This is a genomic window from Mesorhizobium sp. M0088, from assembly GCF_040322895.1.
Lineage (GTDB): Bacteria > Pseudomonadota > Alphaproteobacteria > Rhizobiales > Rhizobiaceae > Mesorhizobium.
In genome coordinates, this window is record NZ_JAMYUI010000008.1 from 141,759 (window position 1) to 158,760 (window position 17,002).

Genomic DNA, 17,002 nt, shown 5'->3' on the forward strand with positions numbered 1-17,002 from the left:
GTACAATCGCCCGTTATTATCCGGCACAACTATTTTCGCGTCAAACGCTCCACGGTCTCAATAATGGCCTTCGCCAGCGCTCGGACTAGCTTCAATGCGGCGCGTTCGCCAATTTCTTCGGTTGCCACAGGGGCATCGATTCCACGTAGCAAAAAGGGAGGTCGGCACGATCAACTACCAAGCACCGGTGACGGTGAGCATGCCGACCAATCTGGGCACAAAGGTGGCTAAATGACCAGACCTACAAGCTACTGGCAGAATGAAAGCGCAGCAATTAGTCCCGATGGCCTAGACTGCCCGTCAAGCGATTCCGCGATCACACCATAGGCATTAAAGCCGGTCATATATTAGCATGTGCTTGCGGCGGCCCACCCCCGCCCGCCCGGCCGGCGCCTAACGTCCCAACAAACCCGCCACAGGCGTCGGCCACCCTCGCCTCGGTCGCCTCCGAGATGTGCAGTGTTGAGTGGATGCGTCGTCGCGTCGAGGGCCCGTGGCTTCGCCTCTCGGATAGCTCGCAAGGTCGCATGGCGTAGTTTGTCCTGGCGCTTGAAGGTCTTCACGCGGCCGATAAGGCTGCCGCTGCTCGGGCACTCCAACCTCGATGAGGCGTATAAGGTCGCGCTCGCGGGCGCAGTTCGCGGAGCGGGGGTGGGGTCTGTTGCGTGCGTCACCTGCGTGGTCGCAAACGGAGGTCGGCTAGTCCGCCGAATGACTTTATCGCCGTAGCTTCCCTACTCCCACTCGATTATTTAAAGACCATATAACCCGTTGAAATCACTGTCAAATATTTCCTGAAACGGGGAAAAGAACGACACTAGAACCGTCAGAAAATTACGCTATTGATTTTAAAGAGAAAATCGCAACAAAAAATATTTTGAGGTTTCACCAACTATCGAGAACAATCGGACGATTTTTGCAGCCCAACGCCGTCTGGCGGGGCGCGTATGCCGTCTCGAAAAGTACCGTCACCGCTCAGATTTTCGCTTCGAAATCAATGGTCATGGTGGGTCCGGAGGATGTAGCGAGAACGTTAATTTTATTGACCTTTCCGTGGGCAGAAAATCAGAGATCTTACGCATCGTTCCGTATGGTTCCGCGGCCAATGGGCGACGTCTGGTCCGCAGGTTTCAATCTTGGATACGCAACCACCGATACCGGCATTCGCTGATCGCAGCAATGGGAGCGTTTCCGATCAAGATCACAATCAGACCGGTGCGTACTCATTTGCCTCGAAAACATGGTGATGCACGCGGCCGGTGAACATCTCCAGCAGTTCACCGGTGACCTCCCGGCTTTTGAATCTTACGTCGGATTGAAGCGCCCGGTTGCAGGTGTCCATGTCCGGATAGCGAATGGCCAGCGCCATCGCGTAGGTGGGCGCGCCTTCGTCGCGCGCCGTACCGTCGAGAACGCGCACTTCCTCGGCGCCGGGAAACTGAGTCCAGAGCGGCACCAGCCTGTCCCTGACGAAGCGCCGGAACTCGCTCTCTTGTCCGGGATGGATTTCACCTTCGAAGAGGGCGTAGCGAATGATCATGGCGAGGCTTTCCTGATTGTGTGCTTGTGACGTCTGTCGGCTTGCGGGCGCATCGGGTGATACGCCCGCCTTGGTGCGTGCTTATTTGCCCCAGATTTTCTTGTACTGGTCGCGGTAGCCATTTTCGGGGTCGAAGGCATTCTTCGGGCCGCCGTCGAACTCGACATTGTCGGCCGTCACCACATGCAGCGGCGACAGATAGCCCGACCATTTTTCACCGGCGATGGCGCGGTTCAGTTCGTCGACCAGTTGCCAGCCCTGCAGGTTGAGCGGTTCGGCGACCGTCACCTTCTGGAACTGGCCGGCGCGGATGCGCTGATAGGCCGATTCCGAACCGTCGCCGGCGGCGACATTGATCGGCGCGTCCGTGCCGGCCTTGCCGGCGGCGGCCAGAGAAGGTCCCATGAAGTCGAAATAGAGGTCGTTGATCGCCAGCGAGTGCGTCCAGGCATCGCCGTATTTCTGCAGCAGCGACGTGGTCAGCTGCGGCATGCGCTGCGAGGTCTCGGCGATCGGCGTGTCGACATATTCGAGCACCTTGCCGCCCAGCCGCTCGATTTCGGCCTTCATCTTGTCGGCCTTGGCGATGGCGATGGCGTAGGTCGAATCGGTGAAGATCACGACGCCGGGTTTGCCCTTGGCATCGGTGTAGGCCCAGTCGGCCGCAGCCGTGGAGACCTGCATGGCGTCGGTCGAGACATTGGCGAAGACGCCGCTCTTTTCGTCAGGTCCGATCACCGGTCCGGCATGCCAGGAAACCAGCGGGATGCCGGCGGCCTTAGCCTGTTCCAGCGCCGGCGCCTGCTCGACAGCGTCGAAACCGTTAATGACGATGCCATTCGGCTTCAACGCCATCGCCTGGCCGAAGGCGGCGGTGCGGCCACCGATCGAGCCGGCGCCGTCGATCACCTTGACCTCCCAGCCGATCGCCTTGGCTGCCTCCTCTACGCCGGTGGTGACGCCCAGAATGCCGCCGTTCTTGAGGTCACCCGCGAGCACGACGATCGTCTTGCCCGGCTGCGCCTTCGGACCGGTGGTCGGGCCGTCCCAGGCGGTTACTTTCTGCGCATATTTTTCGACCACCGCCATGGCGTCGGCCATCGCGTCTGCGCGTGCGTGGCCGGCGAACAGGACTGGAGCAGCGACGGTCATGGCCATCAAGGCGACGGATGATTTCAGAAGTGTTCTGCGTTGCATGTTGGTACCTCCCCTGGTTTCAAAAAAGTTATCTGGTCTTTCCGGAACTCGATTTCGGCGCCAGGTCACTGGCTGATCTGCCCAGCCACCGGGCTCAGGCCGGCTGGATGCGCGTTGACATAGATGGAATAGAGCGACGTCTGGGCGGTGATGTAGAGGCGGTTGCGCTTCGGACCGCCGAAGCACAGATTGGAGACGATTTCGGGAACCAGGATGCGCCCGATAAGCGTCCCGTCCAGCGCGTAGACGCGAACCGCGTCGGCGCTCGAGGCCCAGATATTGCCATTGCGATCGACGCGGAACCCGTCGAAGAACCCTGCCTCGCATTCGGCCAGCGTGCCGCGCGACCGCAGCGAGCGTCCGTCCGCAGCGACGTCATAGGTCTTGATCGCATGCGGCAGGCCCTGAACATGGCTTGCGCCGGTATCCGACACGTAGAGGATGCTCTCGTCGGGCGAAAAAGCCAGCCCGTTCGGCTGCACCAGATCGGCGATGACCGCACTCACCTCGCCGGTTGCTTCATCGAACCGGTAGACATGCGATGCGCCGATCTCCGGCCGGGCAATCATGCCTTCATAGTGGCTGTCGATGCCGTAGACCGGATCGGTGAACCAGATCGTCCCATCGGATTTGACCACCACATCGTTGGGCGAATTGAGCCGCTTGCCGTCGATGGTTTCGACAAGCGGCTGCCAGCGCCCATCATGTTCGAGCCGGGAGACGCGACGGCCGCGATGCTCGCAGGCGACGACGCGGCCTTGGCCATCGAGCGTGTGGCCGTTCTGGTTGTTGCAAGGGGTTTCGAAGACACTGACCGAACCATCGCTTTCGTCGTAGCGCAGCAGCCTGTCGTTGGGGATGTCCGACCACAGCAAATGCTTTGCCGCGGGAACATAGACCGGCCCCTCGGCCCAGCGGCTGCCGGTCCACAGCCGTTCGAGCTTGGCATGCCCGATCGTCAGCTTTCGGAAGCGGTCGTCCAGAATCTCGTAGTCGCTCATTTCATGGATCCCGGGATGGTTCGGCTGGTCACTTCGAGGACTGCTCTGCGGTCTTGGTCCTGGCCCTGTGCGCCGCGCCGCGCTTGCGCTGGGCGTAGCCGGCAATACCGATGGCGACGAGCAGCGTCACGCCGTTGAACAGCGGTTCGACGAAGAAAGAGCCGCCGAACTGCTGGATGCCGGAAATGCCGACCGCCAGGATGACGACGCCCGTCATCGTGCCCCAGACATTGACGCGTCCAGGCTTGATGGTGGTCGAGCCGAGAAAGGCGCCGACCAGGGCCGGCAGAAGATATTCCAGCCCGACGCTGGCCTGGCCGATGCGCAGCTTGGAGGCGAGCAGGACGCCTGTCAGTGCCGTCAGGGAACCCGACGAAATGAAGGCGCCGATGACGAAGCGGCGCACCGGAATGCCGTTCAGCGCAGCAGCCTTCGGATTGGCGCCGATGGCATAGACGTAGCGGCCGATCGGCAGATATTCGAGGATGATCCACAGCGAGACGGCGATCGCCAAGACATAGAGGCCGGTGATCGGCAGGCCGAACACCATCGTGCCGTTGAGCGCATAGAAGCCGTCGGGCAACACGCCGACGACCTGCCGCCCGCCAGTGTGCCAGAGCGCCAGAGCGTAGAGCACGGTGCCGGTGCCGAGCGTGGCGATGAAGGAGTCGATGCGGGCGACTTCCACCAGCAGTCCGTTGAGGAAGCCGGTTGCAGCGCCGAGAACCAGCACGACGATCACCGCCAGCGGCCACGGAACGCCGAACATGGTCTGCAGGCTGATGGCAAGGATGTGCCACAGCACGATGCCGTAGCCGACGGTGAGGTCGATGCGCCCGGACGCCATCGGAATCATCGCCGCGAGCGACAGCAGGGCGATGATCGCCTTGTCGGAGATGATCGAGCGCAAATTGAGCAGGGTCGGAAAGGTGTTCGGCAGCAGGATCGAAAACAACAGGATGAGCAGCGCCGTCAGGATCACCAGCCCGTAGACCGGCAGCAGCCGGACGATCTTCTGCCCCAAAGGCAAACCCGCCATTTCGCCACGGGTTGGTTCAAGTGCACTGGATTCGATCGATTGCATGGGTTCGCTCCCAGAAAGTTCAGGCGGCTTCGGAAGCCGATGCCGCAATGATCACGGCGGATGTGGTCAGGTCGTTGCCGGTGAGTTCGCGCACGATCTGTCCGCGCGAAAACACCAAGGCGCGGTGGCAGATATGGGCGATCTCCTCGAAATCGGTCGACACCACGACCACAGCGAGGCCGGCTTCAAGCGCGCGGCCGATCAGCCGGTAGATCTCGGCCTTGGCGCCGACATCGACGCCGGCAGTGGGGTCCTCGGCGATCAGCAATGTGCGGCCGGTGTGGAGCCAGCGCCCGACGACCACCTTTTGCTGGTTTCCGCCCGAAAGCGCTTCGATGGGCAGGTTCGGATCGTTGGGGCGCAGCCCGACCGAGCCGCCGATCACTTGCGCCAGCGCAGCCTCCTTGTGAGGCGCCAGGAATGAGAACAGGCCGCGCTTGCCGGCACCGGGATTGAGAAAACTGTTCTCGCGGATCGACAAGGAGGCCGCGATGGATTCCTCCGTCCGGTCGCGGGCGATTAGGCCGACGCCGGCCGCCATCGCCGCGATCGGGCTCGATAGATCGGGCGTAGCGCCATTGATCGTCACCGAACCGGAAAAGGCCTGGCAGCCGAACAGCGTGCGGCCGACCAATTCCTGTCCGGCGCCGCGCAATCCGACCAGACCGAGCAGCTCTCCCTTGCGCACGTCGAACGACACCGGACCGGCGCCGGCGCAGACCAGGTCGCGAACAGCGCACACCGTCTCGCCGGCCTGCGTCTCAGCCTTGCTGAAAACCTGGCTTACCGGACGGCCGACGATCATCTCGACCAGCTCGTCCGGCTTGGTCTCGGCGACCTTCTTCTGGCCAACCAGCCTGCCGTCGCGCAGCACGGCAACGCGGTCGGCGATGCGGAAAATCTCGTCGAGGCGATGCGAGACATAGATCATGCCGACACCGCGCTGCTTGAGCGGGCGGATGGCGTCGAACAGGCGATCGACCTCGTCGGCCGGGAGACTGGCGGTCGGCTCATCGAGCACCAGAACATCGGCCTCGGTGGCCAGAGCGCGGGCGATGGCGACCAGCGATTTTTCGGTACGCGTTAGATCCTGGACGCGCGTCGTCGGATCGAAATCGCAGCCGACAAGCTTCAGCGCCTCGTGCGCCCGCTTTTCGGTGGAGCGCCAGTCGATGAGACCGGAGCGCAGCGAAAATCCCTGCGCGAGGCCGACATTTTCGCCGACCGTCATCCACTCGATCAGGCCGAGATCCTGGTGAATGAAGGCGACGGATTGGCGCTGGTTCGGCCGCGGCGGGCGATGATGATAAGGCTCGCCGCGAAACAGGATGCTGCCGCCATCGGGACGGTAGATGCCGGCAAGCGTCTTGATCAGCGTCGACTTACCGGCGCCGTTCTCGCCGAGCAATGCCAGGATCTCGCCCTTGTGCAGATCGAGCGACACGTCGGAGAGCGCGCGGGTGCCGCCGAACTCCTTGGTAATCGACTTGAACTCGATCAATTTTTCCTCAGACACAAGCGTTCCTCCCAAGATCGCCAAATGATGTTATCGATAACATTTCTGAGCGTCAAGCGACAAAGTCCAGGGCTCGCCGCTCAGCTGGTCTTGCCGTCGAGCAGGCGCATCATTTCAGCCGAATCCTTAGACCCCAGCCCGGCCGCGCAGAGCAGGCGATGGATCTCGACCACCTGCCCGGTCATCGGCATCGGCGTCTTGGTCTTCAGCGCAAAGGCCTGCAGCGAATCGAGGTCCTTCAGCATGTTGTCGATGCGTCCGGTGGCTGAAAAATCGCGAGCGGCAAACTTTGCCATGAACTCCTGCATGATGCTGGAATCGGCCCTGCCGCCCTTCAGCGCCGCCGGGATGGCCTTGGGATCGACGCCGCCGGCTTCGGCGAGTTTCACCGCCTCGGCGACGGCCTGGAACAGCACCGCGCAGAACAGCTGGTTGATCAGCTTGGTCGTCTGCCCTGCCCCGCTCGGCCCCATCAGCGTGTAGTTGGCGCAGAGATGCTGCATCACCGTGCGCGCGTGTTCGAAGTCTGCCGCCTCGCCGCCCGCCATGACGGTCAGCCGGCCGGCGAGCGCACCGGGAACGCCGCCCGACAGCGGACAGTCGAGCCATTTCATGCCGGTCTCGGCAGAGAGCTTCTTCGCCATCTCAGCGGTGTCGGCCGGGTCGATCGACGACATGTCGATCAGCAGTTTTTCGGGCGACGCCGCCGCCGCGACACCGCTATCGCCAAACACCACGGCACGCACGATGTCGGCATGGTTGAGGCTGAGGATGACGAAGTCGCTGGCGCGCGTCGCCTCGGCAATCGACGCGGCGGCGACAGCGCCCTTCGCGACCAGGGCGGCGACCTTGGCCTTGTCCAGATCGAACACGGTGACCGCCAGCTTTGCCTCGATCAGGCGGGTGGCTATCGCCGACCCCATGATGCCGGCGCCGACAACGGTGATTTGTGCTGCTTCTGTCATGTCAACGTGCCTCTCTCTTTGTCCCGGCAGCGGGTGCGACACTGAGAGTGCCCAGCCCCTCCAAAGCCGCGTCGACTATGCTGTAGACCGGAGCGTTGATATCCACGGTGACCACTAGCTTCTCACCATCCGGATTTTCCAGCGCAGCGAATTGGCTATCGAGCAGCGCCGGCGGAAAGAAATGGCCGCTACGCTCGGCGAGTCTGGCTTGCAGCAGCGCGCGCGACCCCTCCAAGAATATGAAAACCGCCGACCCGCCCACCGCATGGCGAAGCCGATCACGGTAGGATTCCTTCAGCGCTGAGCAGCTTACGACAAGCCCACCGCCCTCCTCGTTCGCCTGGCGCAAGGCTGCACCCACCAGATCCAGCCACGGCCAGCGATCGTTATCGGCGAGCGGGATGCCGGCCGACATCTTTTCGACATTGCCGGGCGGATGCAGCGTGTCGCCTTCGATGAAGGGGAGGCCGAGCCGCTCCGCAATCTCGACTCCGATTCTGGTCTTGCCGCAGCCGCTGACACCCATCACGACGATGAGTGCGGGCTCAAAGACAGGTCGTGATGCCGCCATCGACATAGAGCGTGTGTCCGTTGACAAAGGATGAGGCCGGTCCGGCCAGGAAGACTGCCGCGCCGATCAGTTCGCCGACATCGCCCCAGCGTCCGGCCGGCGTTCGGTTGGTCAGCCATGTCGAAAATTCGGGATTGTCGACCAGCGCCTGGTTGAGCGGCGTCTTGAAATAGCCCGGCGCGATGGAATTGATCTGCAGGCCATGCTTGGCCCAGTCGGCGCACATGCCGCGTGTCAGATTGCGCACCGCTCCCTTCGTGGCGGTATAGGGCGCGATGTTCGTGCGGGCCAACTCGCTTTGTACCGAGGCGATGTTGATGATCTTGCCGCACTTACGCGCAATCATGTACCGCGCCACCGCCTGCCCGACGAAAAACACGCTGGAGATGTTGGTGCGCAGCAGCTCGTCCCATTTGTCCGCAGGGAAGTCCTCGAGCGGCATACGAAACTGCATGCCGGCATTGTTGATCAAAATGTCGATGGCGCCGATCGTCGCCTCGATCTCGGCGACGCCTTTGACGACCGCAGCGTGATCGGTCACGTCGAAGACCGCCACGCGAGCCTTGTATCCCCGGGCCACCAGCGCATCGGCAGCGGCCGCGACTTTTTCAGCGTTGCGCCCGTTCAGCACGATTTCGGCGCCGTGCTGCGCCAGCCCCTCTGCCAGCGCCAGGCCGATCCCCTGACCCGAGCCGGTGACCAGCGCCCGCATGCCGGTCAAATCGAACAACGAACTGCTCATGCGCTCCTCCTGAGGACTGTCCCCTGAAGCGGATACGATTTCCACCGCGCCGCCGCCAGTGCCTATTGACATGAATGTTATCGATAACATAGTCAATGGGAAAAATGAACTTGCTGAGGAGACGACGCCATGACCGATATATTGATGACCGGCCCCTATCCGGATTGGGACATGGGAGACCTCGAGGCGAGATATCGCGTTCACAAGCTCTGGCAGGCGGAGGACAAGGACGCGCTTATCGCAAGCCAAGCTGGCGCGATTCGTGGCATCGCAACGCGCGGCGAGCTTGGGGCAAGTGCGGCGCTGATGGCGAAACTGCCGAAGCTTGAAATCGTCTCCTGCTATGGCGTCGGCACCGACGCCATCGACCTTGCTTACGCCAGGGCAAACGGCATCCGCGTCACCAACACGCCTGACGTGCTGACCGAGGACGTGGCCGATATCGGCATCGGGCTGCTGCTGGCAGTGGCGCGCAAGATCCCGCAGGCCGACGCCTACGTCCGCGGTGGCAGCTGGCGCAAGGCCAACATGCCCCTGGTGACGCGCGTTTGCGGGAAAAGGCTGGGCATTGTCGGCATGGGCCGCGTCGGCGCGGCGGTGGCCAGGCGCGCCGCAGCCTTTGACTGCGCTGTCGCCTATTTCGACGTGCGTAAGCGCGATGACTTGCCCTACGCATTCGTTGGCGATCTGGTCGAACTGGCGCGACAGAGTGAATTCATGATTGTGACGCTCGCTGGCGGCGACAGCACGAAGCACATCATCGATGCGGATGTTCTGGCTGCACTCGGGCCTGACGGCATCGTCATAAATATTTCGCGCGGCAGCACGGTTGACGAGACCGCGTTGCTCGCGGCCCTGGAATCCAGTGCCATAAAGGGCGCTGGGCTAGACGTGTTCTGGAACGAGCCAACGATCGACGAGCGCTTCCTGAAGCTTTCCAATGTCGTGCTGCAACCGCACCACGCCAGCGGCACGGTGGAGACCCGCAAGGCCATGGGTCAGCTCGTTCGCGACAATCTCGCGGCCCATTTCGGCGGACAGACCTTGCTGACACCGGTCGTCTGAGAGAGGATCCCATCATGAAGTCGATCGTCATCCACGCGGCAAAAGACCTGCGGATCGAGGAGACCGATCCGGGCTCCCTTGGCGCCGGACAGGTCGAGATCGCGGTCGAAGCCGGTGGCATCTGCGGTTCGGACCTGCATTATTATAACCATGGCGGCTTCGGTGCGATCCGTCTTCGCGAGCCCATGATCCTTGGCCACGAGGTTGCCGGCACAGTCAAAGCCATGGGCGGCGGCGTTTCCACACTCGCTGTCGGCAACCGCGTCGCGATCTCGCCCAGCCGACGCTGCAACGCCTGCCGCTACTGCCTGCAAGGCATTCAGAACCAATGCCTCAACATGCGCTTCTATGGCAGCGCCATGCCGATGCCCCATATACAAGGGGCGTTCCGCCAGCGCCTGATCGCGGAGGCGTGGCAATGTCATAAAATCGCCGACCATATCTCCATCAACGAGGCCGCTTTCGCCGAGCCTTTTGCGGTTACGCTGCATGCCATGAACCGCGCCGGCTCGCTGCTCGGCAAACGCGTTCTGGTCACCGGCTGCGGGCCGATCGGCGCGCTTTGCATCCTGGCAGCCAGAGCCCACGGCGCGCGCGAAATCGTCGTCACCGACGTCATGGATGCCGTGCTGGAAAAGGCTCGGGAGATCGGCGCTGACCGCACCATCAATGTCGCCACCGACGCCGACAAGCTCGCTGCCTATAACATCGAAAAGGGCAGTTTCGACGTGATGTTCGAATGCTCCGGCAACGAGCGCGCGGTACGGGCCGGACTCGACGTGCTGAAGCCGCGCGGCGTGCTGATGCAGCTCGGCCTTGGCGGCGACGTGTCTCTCCCGCAGAACCTGATCGTCGCCAAAGAGATCGAGATGCGCGGCAGCTTCCGTTTTCACGAGGAATTCGCGCTCGCCGTCGACCTGATCAACCACCGCCGGGTGGATGTCAAACCGCTGCTATCAGGCATCTATCCGCTCGACGAGGCGGTTACCGCTTTCGAGATCGCTGGTGACCGCAACAGGTCGATGAAGGTCCAGATCGCGTTCTGAAGATCCTTCGGATGCGCTGGAAGCGCATCAACACATCGCCTTTAAATCGCGTCGGCGCCGATCGCCGCCAGTGCGGCGCGTGCCACGTCGAAATCCTGCTCGCCGGTTCCCGAACCGACACCGATGGCGCCCGCCAGGCGGCCATCGAAGCGGATCGGCAGGCCGCCAGGCAAATTGGTCACGCCGCCCTGTGAGGCGATCCCAGCCAAGGTTGCTGCTTCGGGCGCCATGCCGCCGGTGGCGGCGTTGATCGACGCCGCCGTGCGCGCCTTTGCCCGCGCCGTGTGCAGGCTCAGGAACCGTGCGCCGTCCATACGCAGGCTGGCGATGGTCTCGCCGCTTGCATCGACAACCACAAGACATTGCGGCACCCCTATCGTGACGGCGCGTGCGGCTCCGGCAGCCACGGCTTTCAACGCGCCGTCATGCGTGAGGCTGATGGTCTTTCGAAACATCGCTATGCCTTTACTGTTTTGGAATTTGCTGAAGGAGTTCAGGTGCTTTCGCGCTCGACGACGCGATAGCCGGTCAGGATGATTTCCTGTTCGTGCTTCTTTTCGCCGCCGCGGATGATCTGGATAAGCCTGCGGGCAGCTTGTTGTCCGATGCCATAGCAGTCCACGTTCACGGTTGTGATGCCGGGATGGCAGAAGGCGGCAACCTCATAGTCGCCAAAGCCGGCAATGGCGATGTCCTGCGGGACCCGCATTCCACGACGCTTGCATTCCATCAGCGCGCCAAAGGCCGAGAGATCGGAAACGCAGAGCACGGCCTCGGTGTCCGGCCAGCGTTCCAGCATGCTCACAACCGCCTGGCCACCTTGTTCGATGGAGATCGGTGGCACGCCGAAGGAGACAAGCCGGCCGGTCGGCAGGCCGAGTTCCTCGATGGCTCGGACAAAGCCTTCGCGCCGCTGGCTGCCGCGCGTGTCGCGCGAGGTCGTGCCACCGATGTAGCCGAATTTTCGATAGCCTTTCCTGGCCAGCGTTTTGACGAGAAGCCCCATCGCCTCTTCGTTGGAGAACCCGACCACCTGATCGATGGGTTTCGACGGCAACTCCCAGGTTTCGACTACCGGGATGCCCGCGTTATCAAGAAGGCGGCGGGCGCGCTCCGTATGGGCTCCTCCAGTCACTATGATGCCTTCCGGCCGTCGGCGGAGCATCGCTTCGATCAGCTTTTCCTCCTTCTCGACCGTGTAGTCGGTGTAGCCGAGAAGAAGCTGGAGTCCCGTGCTCTCCAGTTCATCCGTAATACCGCGCGCCGTGTCGGCGAAGTTGGAATTGTTGAGCGATGGAACCATTGCAGCAACAAATCCAGTCTTGCGCGAGGACAGGGTACCGGCTGACTGGTCGAGCACGTAACCAAGCTCGTTGACCGCAGCCATGATCTTTTCCCGCGTCGCCTTGGAAACCCGGCTGCCCTCTTTCAGGGCGCGTGAAACAGTCATGGTGGACACACCTGCCCGCAGCGCCACGTCAACCATAGTTGGCGCATGGCTTTCGAGGTGCCTAGATGAGGCAGCCTTGGTCATCATGCCGCTCCACCGGCCGGCTGAGGCCTGCCCAAGGGAAGCGCTAGACGTTCGGTCACAAGGTCTCTGCGGCGTCCTGCATCGATCATGAGCCACCCCTTGGAATCAAACCCCACGCGAAGGACATGTTATCGATACCATCTGAACAAGACAACGACCATATGTGTCTAGGTATTGTCATGAGCACTGGGTGACGGTTCTTTTCTCGAACGTTGAGTCGCGTACGAAAATTACCCTCAAAAGCACCGTCAGATGGATCTGCTGCCCTTACACCCAGATTTGCACGAGGCCAAAGAAATCAGCGACTTAGGCAATCGAAGACTTCAGTTGATGATGTGGGTCCGATTGTGAATGAGATGAACCGCAAACCGTTGGTTTTTCTGCGAAAAACTACGCCGAAGCACTCCGGACTACGCTAACCCCTCATTGCCGGGTAGATCGTCCGTATGGTCCCGCGACCGCTCCGCTTCTCTGATAATGCCAAGTGCTCACTAGGTGCGATGAGCCGACCGCCGGCGGGACAGACGGCAACCTTGCCATTCACCGGACGGGAACTGTGCATTTTTTTCCAAAAGCAGGAACATACCTGCATCGCCCAAGTTAGACACCGACGGCATTGGATCACGGATTCTTTCTCGCATTCTCCAGTCTGACAGAGTGCTCCATGATTCTTTGATGCTCGACGAATGGGCAGGACAATGTACCGCTGTCAGCTTTTCTTATCAGCCTTTGGCCTGGTGTTGGCGGGGGGCCTGTCCCCACAGGGCCAAGCCATGGCACAGGCGCCCTGCCCGGCGGACCACGATAAGCTGCTCGCCGCCCTCAAGGCCAATGTGAAAGCAAGCGGTGGACCTGCCAACGGAGGCTTTGAGACCAACGAATGGGCCGCTGTCGTTGCCCGCGACGGCGCGGTGTGCGCGATCGCTTTCAGCGGTCCCACCGCAGATTCGCAATGGCCAGGGAGCCGCCTCGCCGCGGCAGAGAAGGCCAATACAGCCAATGGGCTCAGTCTGGCGCAGATGGCCCTATCGACAGCCAATCTCTACGCCGGGGCGCAGCCGGGCGGGCCGCTTTTCGGCTTGCAGGAGACCAATCCGGTTAACCAGGCCGCAGCCTATGCGGGCGATCCCAAAACGTTCGGAAGCGCCAGCGATCCCCTCGTCGGCAAGCCGATCGGAGGCGTGGTTGTGTTTGGCGGCGGGCTTGCCCTCTATGACGGCAAGAGCATCGTTGGAGGGATTGGGGTCTCCGGAGATTCCTCATGCGCCGATCACAACGTCGCCTGGCGTGTTCGCGCGGCGCTCGGCCTCGACAAGGTTCCCGCCGGGGTCAATCCCAATCGCAAGGACGCCATCGTCTACGATCTCGATCCCGGCGGCAAAAGCGCCTCGGGCTGGGGCCATCCGCTTTGTGCCGGCACCGAGGCTGACATCGCGGCGGAGCTCGGCGCCGGCGTGGGAGGCTCGATCCACAAATGAAAGGCATGCTGCACCCGGCACAGGCGCGCGTTAACGAAGGACGAGGCGCCCGCGCATCGGCGACCGAGAATTCTTTTCGCACCTGCATACTCTCGGTGATGCTGCTGGCATGCGGCCCATTCCTGAGCGGTGCCTCGGAGCCGCCATCGGCGGCGGCTATTGCGCCGCCCGCCGCCGCCGCGCCACCCGATGACGGGCAATGGACAATGTCGGCCAAGAACTACGCGTCGACCCGCTTCAGCGACCTGACCGAGATCAACGAAGGCAACGTCAAGAACCTGCAGGTCGCCTTCACCTTCTCCACCGGCGTGAACAAGGGCCAGGAAGCAGCGCCGCTGGTTGTCGGCAACATCATGTACATCGTCACGCCCTTTCCCAACATCGTCTACGCGCTCGACCTTTCCAGGCCCGGCGCGCCGATGAAGTGGAAGTACGAGCCCAACCCCGAGCCGGCGGCACAAGGGGTGGCCTGCTGCGATGTCGTCAACCGCGGCGCGGCCTTCGCCGACGGGCGCATCTTCTTCAACACGCTGGACGGCCACACGATCGCCCTCGACGCCAACACAGGCAAACCGATCTGGAACGCTCATATCGGCAACATTAACATCGGCGAGACCATCACCATGGCTCCGCTGGTGGTGAAGGGCAAAGTTTTGGTCGGCAATTCCGGCGGCGAAATGGGCGTCCGGGGCTGGGTCAAGGCGCTGGATGCCGGAGACGGGCATATTGTCTGGACGGCTTATGGCACTGGACCCGACAAGGATGTGCTGATCGGCCCGGACTTCAAGCCCCACTATGACATGGACAAGGGCAAGGACCTTGGCGTGACGACATGGCCGCCGGAAGCCTGGAAGATCGGCGGCGGCAATATGTGGGGCTGGATCTCCTACGATCCGGACTTGAACTTGATCTTCCACGGCACAGGCAATCCAGGACCGTGGAATCCGGATTTGCGGCCCGGCGACAACAAATGGACGTCCGGTATTTTCGCGCGTGATCCCGATACCGGAGCGGCGAAGTGGTTCTATCAGTGGAGCCCGCATGACCTCCATGACTATGACGGGATCAACGAGCAGATCCTTCTGGACATGACCTGGCAAGGCAAGCCGCGCAAGGTCCTCGTCCGACCGGAACGCAACGGCTACCTCTATATCCTCGATCGGACCACTGGCGAGGTGCTGTCGGCCACAGCCTATGGCCCGGTCAATTCCAGCAAGGGCGTCGACCTGAAGACCGGCCGCCTGATTGCAAACCCCGACAAGAGAACCGGCACCGGCAAGGTGGTGCGAGACATTTGCCCGACAGCGTCCGGCCTCAAGGACTGGCAGCCATCGGCCTTTTCGCCGAGGACCGGCCTGCTCTACATCCCCCACAACAATCTCTGCATGGATGAAGAAGGCGTCGAGGTAAACTACATCGCAGGCACGCCCTATGTCGGCATGAACGTACGCATGATCCCCGGGCCGGGCGGCAATCGTGGTGCCTTCACCGCCTGGGATGTTGCCGCCGCCAAGCCGGCCTGGGTCCTGAAGGAGAACTTTCCGGTGTGGAGCGGCACCGTCGTCACTGCCGGCGATGTCGTCTTTTACGGCACCATGGAAGGCTGGTTCAAGGCGGTCAGCGCCAGGACTGGCGACCTCCTTTGGCAATTCAAGACATCGTCCGGCATCATCGGCCAGCCGATAACCTATCGCGGCCCCGATGGGCACCAATATGTCGCAATTCTGTCAGGCGTCGGTGGCTGGGCCGGTGCCATCGTTTCCGGCGACCTCGACCCACGCGATGCCACCGCGGCACTTGGCTTCGTCAACGCGATGAAGGATCTAAAGAACGCTACCACGGCGGGAGGCACGCTTTATGTGTTCCGGCTGCCTTGATGGATCGGACTTGACCGTACGTCCGGCGCGAAAGGCGTTCCAACGGGTGGCGATCGGCATGGCCGGGCTCGCCTTGTTGCTCTTGCCGGCTATTGCCAGTCCACGTGAGTTGAGAGTGTGCGCCGACCCGAACAACATGCCGTTTTCCAACGCGGCCGGTCAAGGCTTCGAGAACAGGATCGCGGAAATCATCGCCACTGATCTCGGCGCCAAGCTGACGTATACTTGGTGGGCGCAGCGCCGTGGCTTCATCCGCAACACGCTGAAGGCAGGCCTTTGCGATCTCGTGCCCGGCACGCCTGCCAATCTCGAAATGCTGCGCACGACCACGCCTTACTACCGTTCGTCTTATGTCTTTGTAACCCGCCAGGACGGCCCGGACGTGGCCTCCTTCAACGACCCGCGGTTGCAAGAATTGCGTATCGGTGTTCAGCTCATCGGCGACGATGGCGCCAACTCGCCGCCAGTCCAGGCGCTTGGCCGCCGCGGCATCGTCGGGCACCTCGTCGGCTACCCCGTCTATGGCGACTACTCCGCTCCCAACCCTCCGGCGCGCATCGTCGAAGCTGTTGCGAACGGCGAGATCGATCTTGCCGTGGTTTGGGGTCCGCTCGCCGGCTATTTCGCCCAGCGGCAAAAGGTGTCGCTCCGGATCACGCCGGTCACGCCTCGCATCGACGGACCGCAACTGCCGCTAATGTACGACATCTCAATGGGTGTTCGGCGCGAGGACGATGCGCTGCGTGGCGATGTGAATAGCGCGCTTGCCAGACACAAGGCCGAGATCGACGCGGTTCTGGCGCAATACGGCGTACCGCGTCTGGACATGGCCGGGAGTCCGGCGCGATGAGGCAGGCTCTGGCGATGTTACTGCCCTTGACGCTGGCCCTGGTCGCCTGCCAGCGCGAGGAGCGCGACACGCGACCGCAATCGGCGCTCGGCTCAGGTGAGCAGCCGACGCCCGTGACCACGTTGGAGCCGGGCGGACAGCGACCCTCCCCCACCGATAACAAGGCGGCGAGCTTCGAGGCCAACGCCTTCCACATGAGCGAGGGCAAACGCCTGTTCAGCTGGTTCAACTGCTCGGGCTGCCATGCCAATGGCGGTGGCGGCATGGGCCCGGCGCTCATGGACGAGAAGTGGCTCTACGGCAGCTCGATCGAAAGCATCCACGCCACGATCCGCGACGGCAGGCCGAACGGGATGCCGAGCTTCGGCCAGAAGATACCCGATGACCAGATATGGGAGCTGGCGGCATATGTGCGTGCACTGGGCGGCAACGCGCCCTCCTCCGCCGCGCCGCAACGCAATGACGGCATGATGGTGCATCCCTCGGAAAACCGCCTGCCGGATGCCGCGACACTGGGCAAATCACCGTGAGGCGCC

Annotated in this window: 16 protein-coding genes; 6 read left to right on the plus strand and 10 right to left on the minus strand. The window is 62.3% G+C overall.

The genetic code is table 11. The annotated features are described in order from the left end of the window. Positions 1–1,207 precede the first annotated feature (1,207 nt). The 8 genes from NKJ67_RS11855 to NKJ67_RS11890 form a co-directional block, all read right to left on the minus strand. A complete protein-coding gene (locus NKJ67_RS11855) occupies positions 1,208–1,540 on the minus strand; it encodes a hypothetical protein (protein ID WP_352581414.1) in 333 nt (110 codons plus the stop codon). An 81-nt stretch (positions 1,541–1,621) separates the two neighbouring features. After that, positions 1,622–2,737, minus strand: a complete 1,116-nt coding sequence (locus NKJ67_RS11860; protein WP_352581415.1) for an ABC transporter substrate-binding protein — start codon at positions 2,735–2,737, stop codon at positions 1,622–1,624. A 65-nt stretch (positions 2,738–2,802) separates the two neighbouring features. After that, on the minus strand, positions 2,803–3,738 hold the full coding sequence (locus NKJ67_RS11865; protein WP_352581416.1) for an SMP-30/gluconolactonase/LRE family protein: 936 nt from the start codon (positions 3,736–3,738) through the stop codon (positions 2,803–2,805). A 28-nt stretch (positions 3,739–3,766) separates the two neighbouring features. Next, entirely contained in the window at positions 3,767–4,822 is a 1,056-nt protein-coding gene (locus NKJ67_RS11870) for an ABC transporter permease (RefSeq protein ID WP_352581417.1), read from the minus strand. Between the two features lie 19 nt (positions 4,823–4,841). Then, positions 4,842–6,338: a sugar ABC transporter ATP-binding protein gene (locus tag NKJ67_RS11875; protein WP_352581418.1), complete on the minus strand. Its 1,497-nt coding sequence runs from the start codon at positions 6,336–6,338 to the stop codon at positions 4,842–4,844. An 80-nt stretch (positions 6,339–6,418) separates the two neighbouring features. After that, positions 6,419–7,303: an NAD(P)-dependent oxidoreductase gene (locus NKJ67_RS11880; RefSeq protein WP_352581419.1), complete on the minus strand. Its 885-nt coding sequence runs from the start codon at positions 7,301–7,303 to the stop codon at positions 6,419–6,421. Between the two features lies 1 nt (position 7,304). Continuing rightward, on the minus strand, positions 7,305–7,880 hold the full coding sequence (locus NKJ67_RS11885) for a gluconokinase (RefSeq protein ID WP_352581420.1): 576 nt from the start codon (positions 7,878–7,880) through the stop codon (positions 7,305–7,307). Next, a complete protein-coding gene (locus NKJ67_RS11890) occupies positions 7,849–8,616 on the minus strand; it encodes an SDR family oxidoreductase (RefSeq protein ID WP_127268550.1) in 768 nt (255 codons plus the stop codon). The genes NKJ67_RS11885 and NKJ67_RS11890 overlap by 32 nt, the downstream gene beginning before the upstream one ends. A 129-nt stretch (positions 8,617–8,745) precedes the next feature. On the opposite strand from NKJ67_RS11890, the gene NKJ67_RS11895 reads away from it, so the two are divergent. Further along, a complete protein-coding gene (locus tag NKJ67_RS11895) occupies positions 8,746–9,681 on the plus strand; it encodes a 2-hydroxyacid dehydrogenase (protein ID WP_352581421.1) in 936 nt (311 codons plus the stop codon). A 14-nt stretch (positions 9,682–9,695) separates the two neighbouring features. Beyond that, entirely contained in the window at positions 9,696–10,727 is a 1,032-nt protein-coding gene (locus NKJ67_RS11900; protein ID WP_352581422.1) for an L-idonate 5-dehydrogenase, read from the plus strand. A gap of 41 nt (positions 10,728–10,768) precedes the next feature. Here NKJ67_RS11900 and NKJ67_RS11905 read toward each other — a convergent pair whose 3' ends face one another. Next, positions 10,769–11,182 carry a GlcG/HbpS family heme-binding protein gene (locus tag NKJ67_RS11905; RefSeq protein WP_268931180.1) on the minus strand — a complete coding sequence of 138 codons (414 nt, stop codon included), beginning with the start codon at positions 11,180–11,182 and terminating at the stop codon, positions 10,769–10,771. 38 nt (positions 11,183–11,220) lie between these two features. Then, positions 11,221–12,213 carry a LacI family DNA-binding transcriptional regulator gene (locus NKJ67_RS11910; protein ID WP_352581490.1) on the minus strand — a complete coding sequence of 331 codons (993 nt, stop codon included), beginning with the start codon at positions 12,211–12,213 and terminating at the stop codon, positions 11,221–11,223. 821 nt (positions 12,214–13,034) lie between these two features. Between NKJ67_RS11910 and NKJ67_RS11915 the strand changes: the two genes are divergently transcribed. Genes NKJ67_RS11915 through NKJ67_RS11930 form a run of 4 tightly spaced genes read left to right on the plus strand, consistent with a single transcriptional unit; the run spans position 13,035 to position 16,996 of the window. After that, on the plus strand, positions 13,035–13,739 hold the full coding sequence (locus tag NKJ67_RS11915) for a heme-binding protein (RefSeq protein ID WP_352581423.1): 705 nt from the start codon (positions 13,035–13,037) through the stop codon (positions 13,737–13,739). Further along, positions 13,736–15,616 carry a methanol/ethanol family PQQ-dependent dehydrogenase gene (locus tag NKJ67_RS11920; RefSeq protein ID WP_352581424.1) on the plus strand — a complete coding sequence of 627 codons (1,881 nt, stop codon included), beginning with the start codon at positions 13,736–13,738 and terminating at the stop codon, positions 15,614–15,616. The genes NKJ67_RS11915 and NKJ67_RS11920 overlap by 4 nt, the downstream gene beginning before the upstream one ends. Then, a complete protein-coding gene (locus tag NKJ67_RS11925) occupies positions 15,597–16,466 on the plus strand; it encodes a substrate-binding domain-containing protein (protein WP_352581425.1) in 870 nt (289 codons plus the stop codon). Before NKJ67_RS11920 ends, NKJ67_RS11925 begins: the two co-directional genes overlap by 20 nt. Then, positions 16,463–16,996: a c-type cytochrome gene (locus NKJ67_RS11930; protein WP_127296112.1), complete on the plus strand. Its 534-nt coding sequence runs from the start codon at positions 16,463–16,465 to the stop codon at positions 16,994–16,996. The genes NKJ67_RS11925 and NKJ67_RS11930 overlap by 4 nt, the downstream gene beginning before the upstream one ends. Positions 16,997–17,002 lie beyond the last annotated feature (6 nt).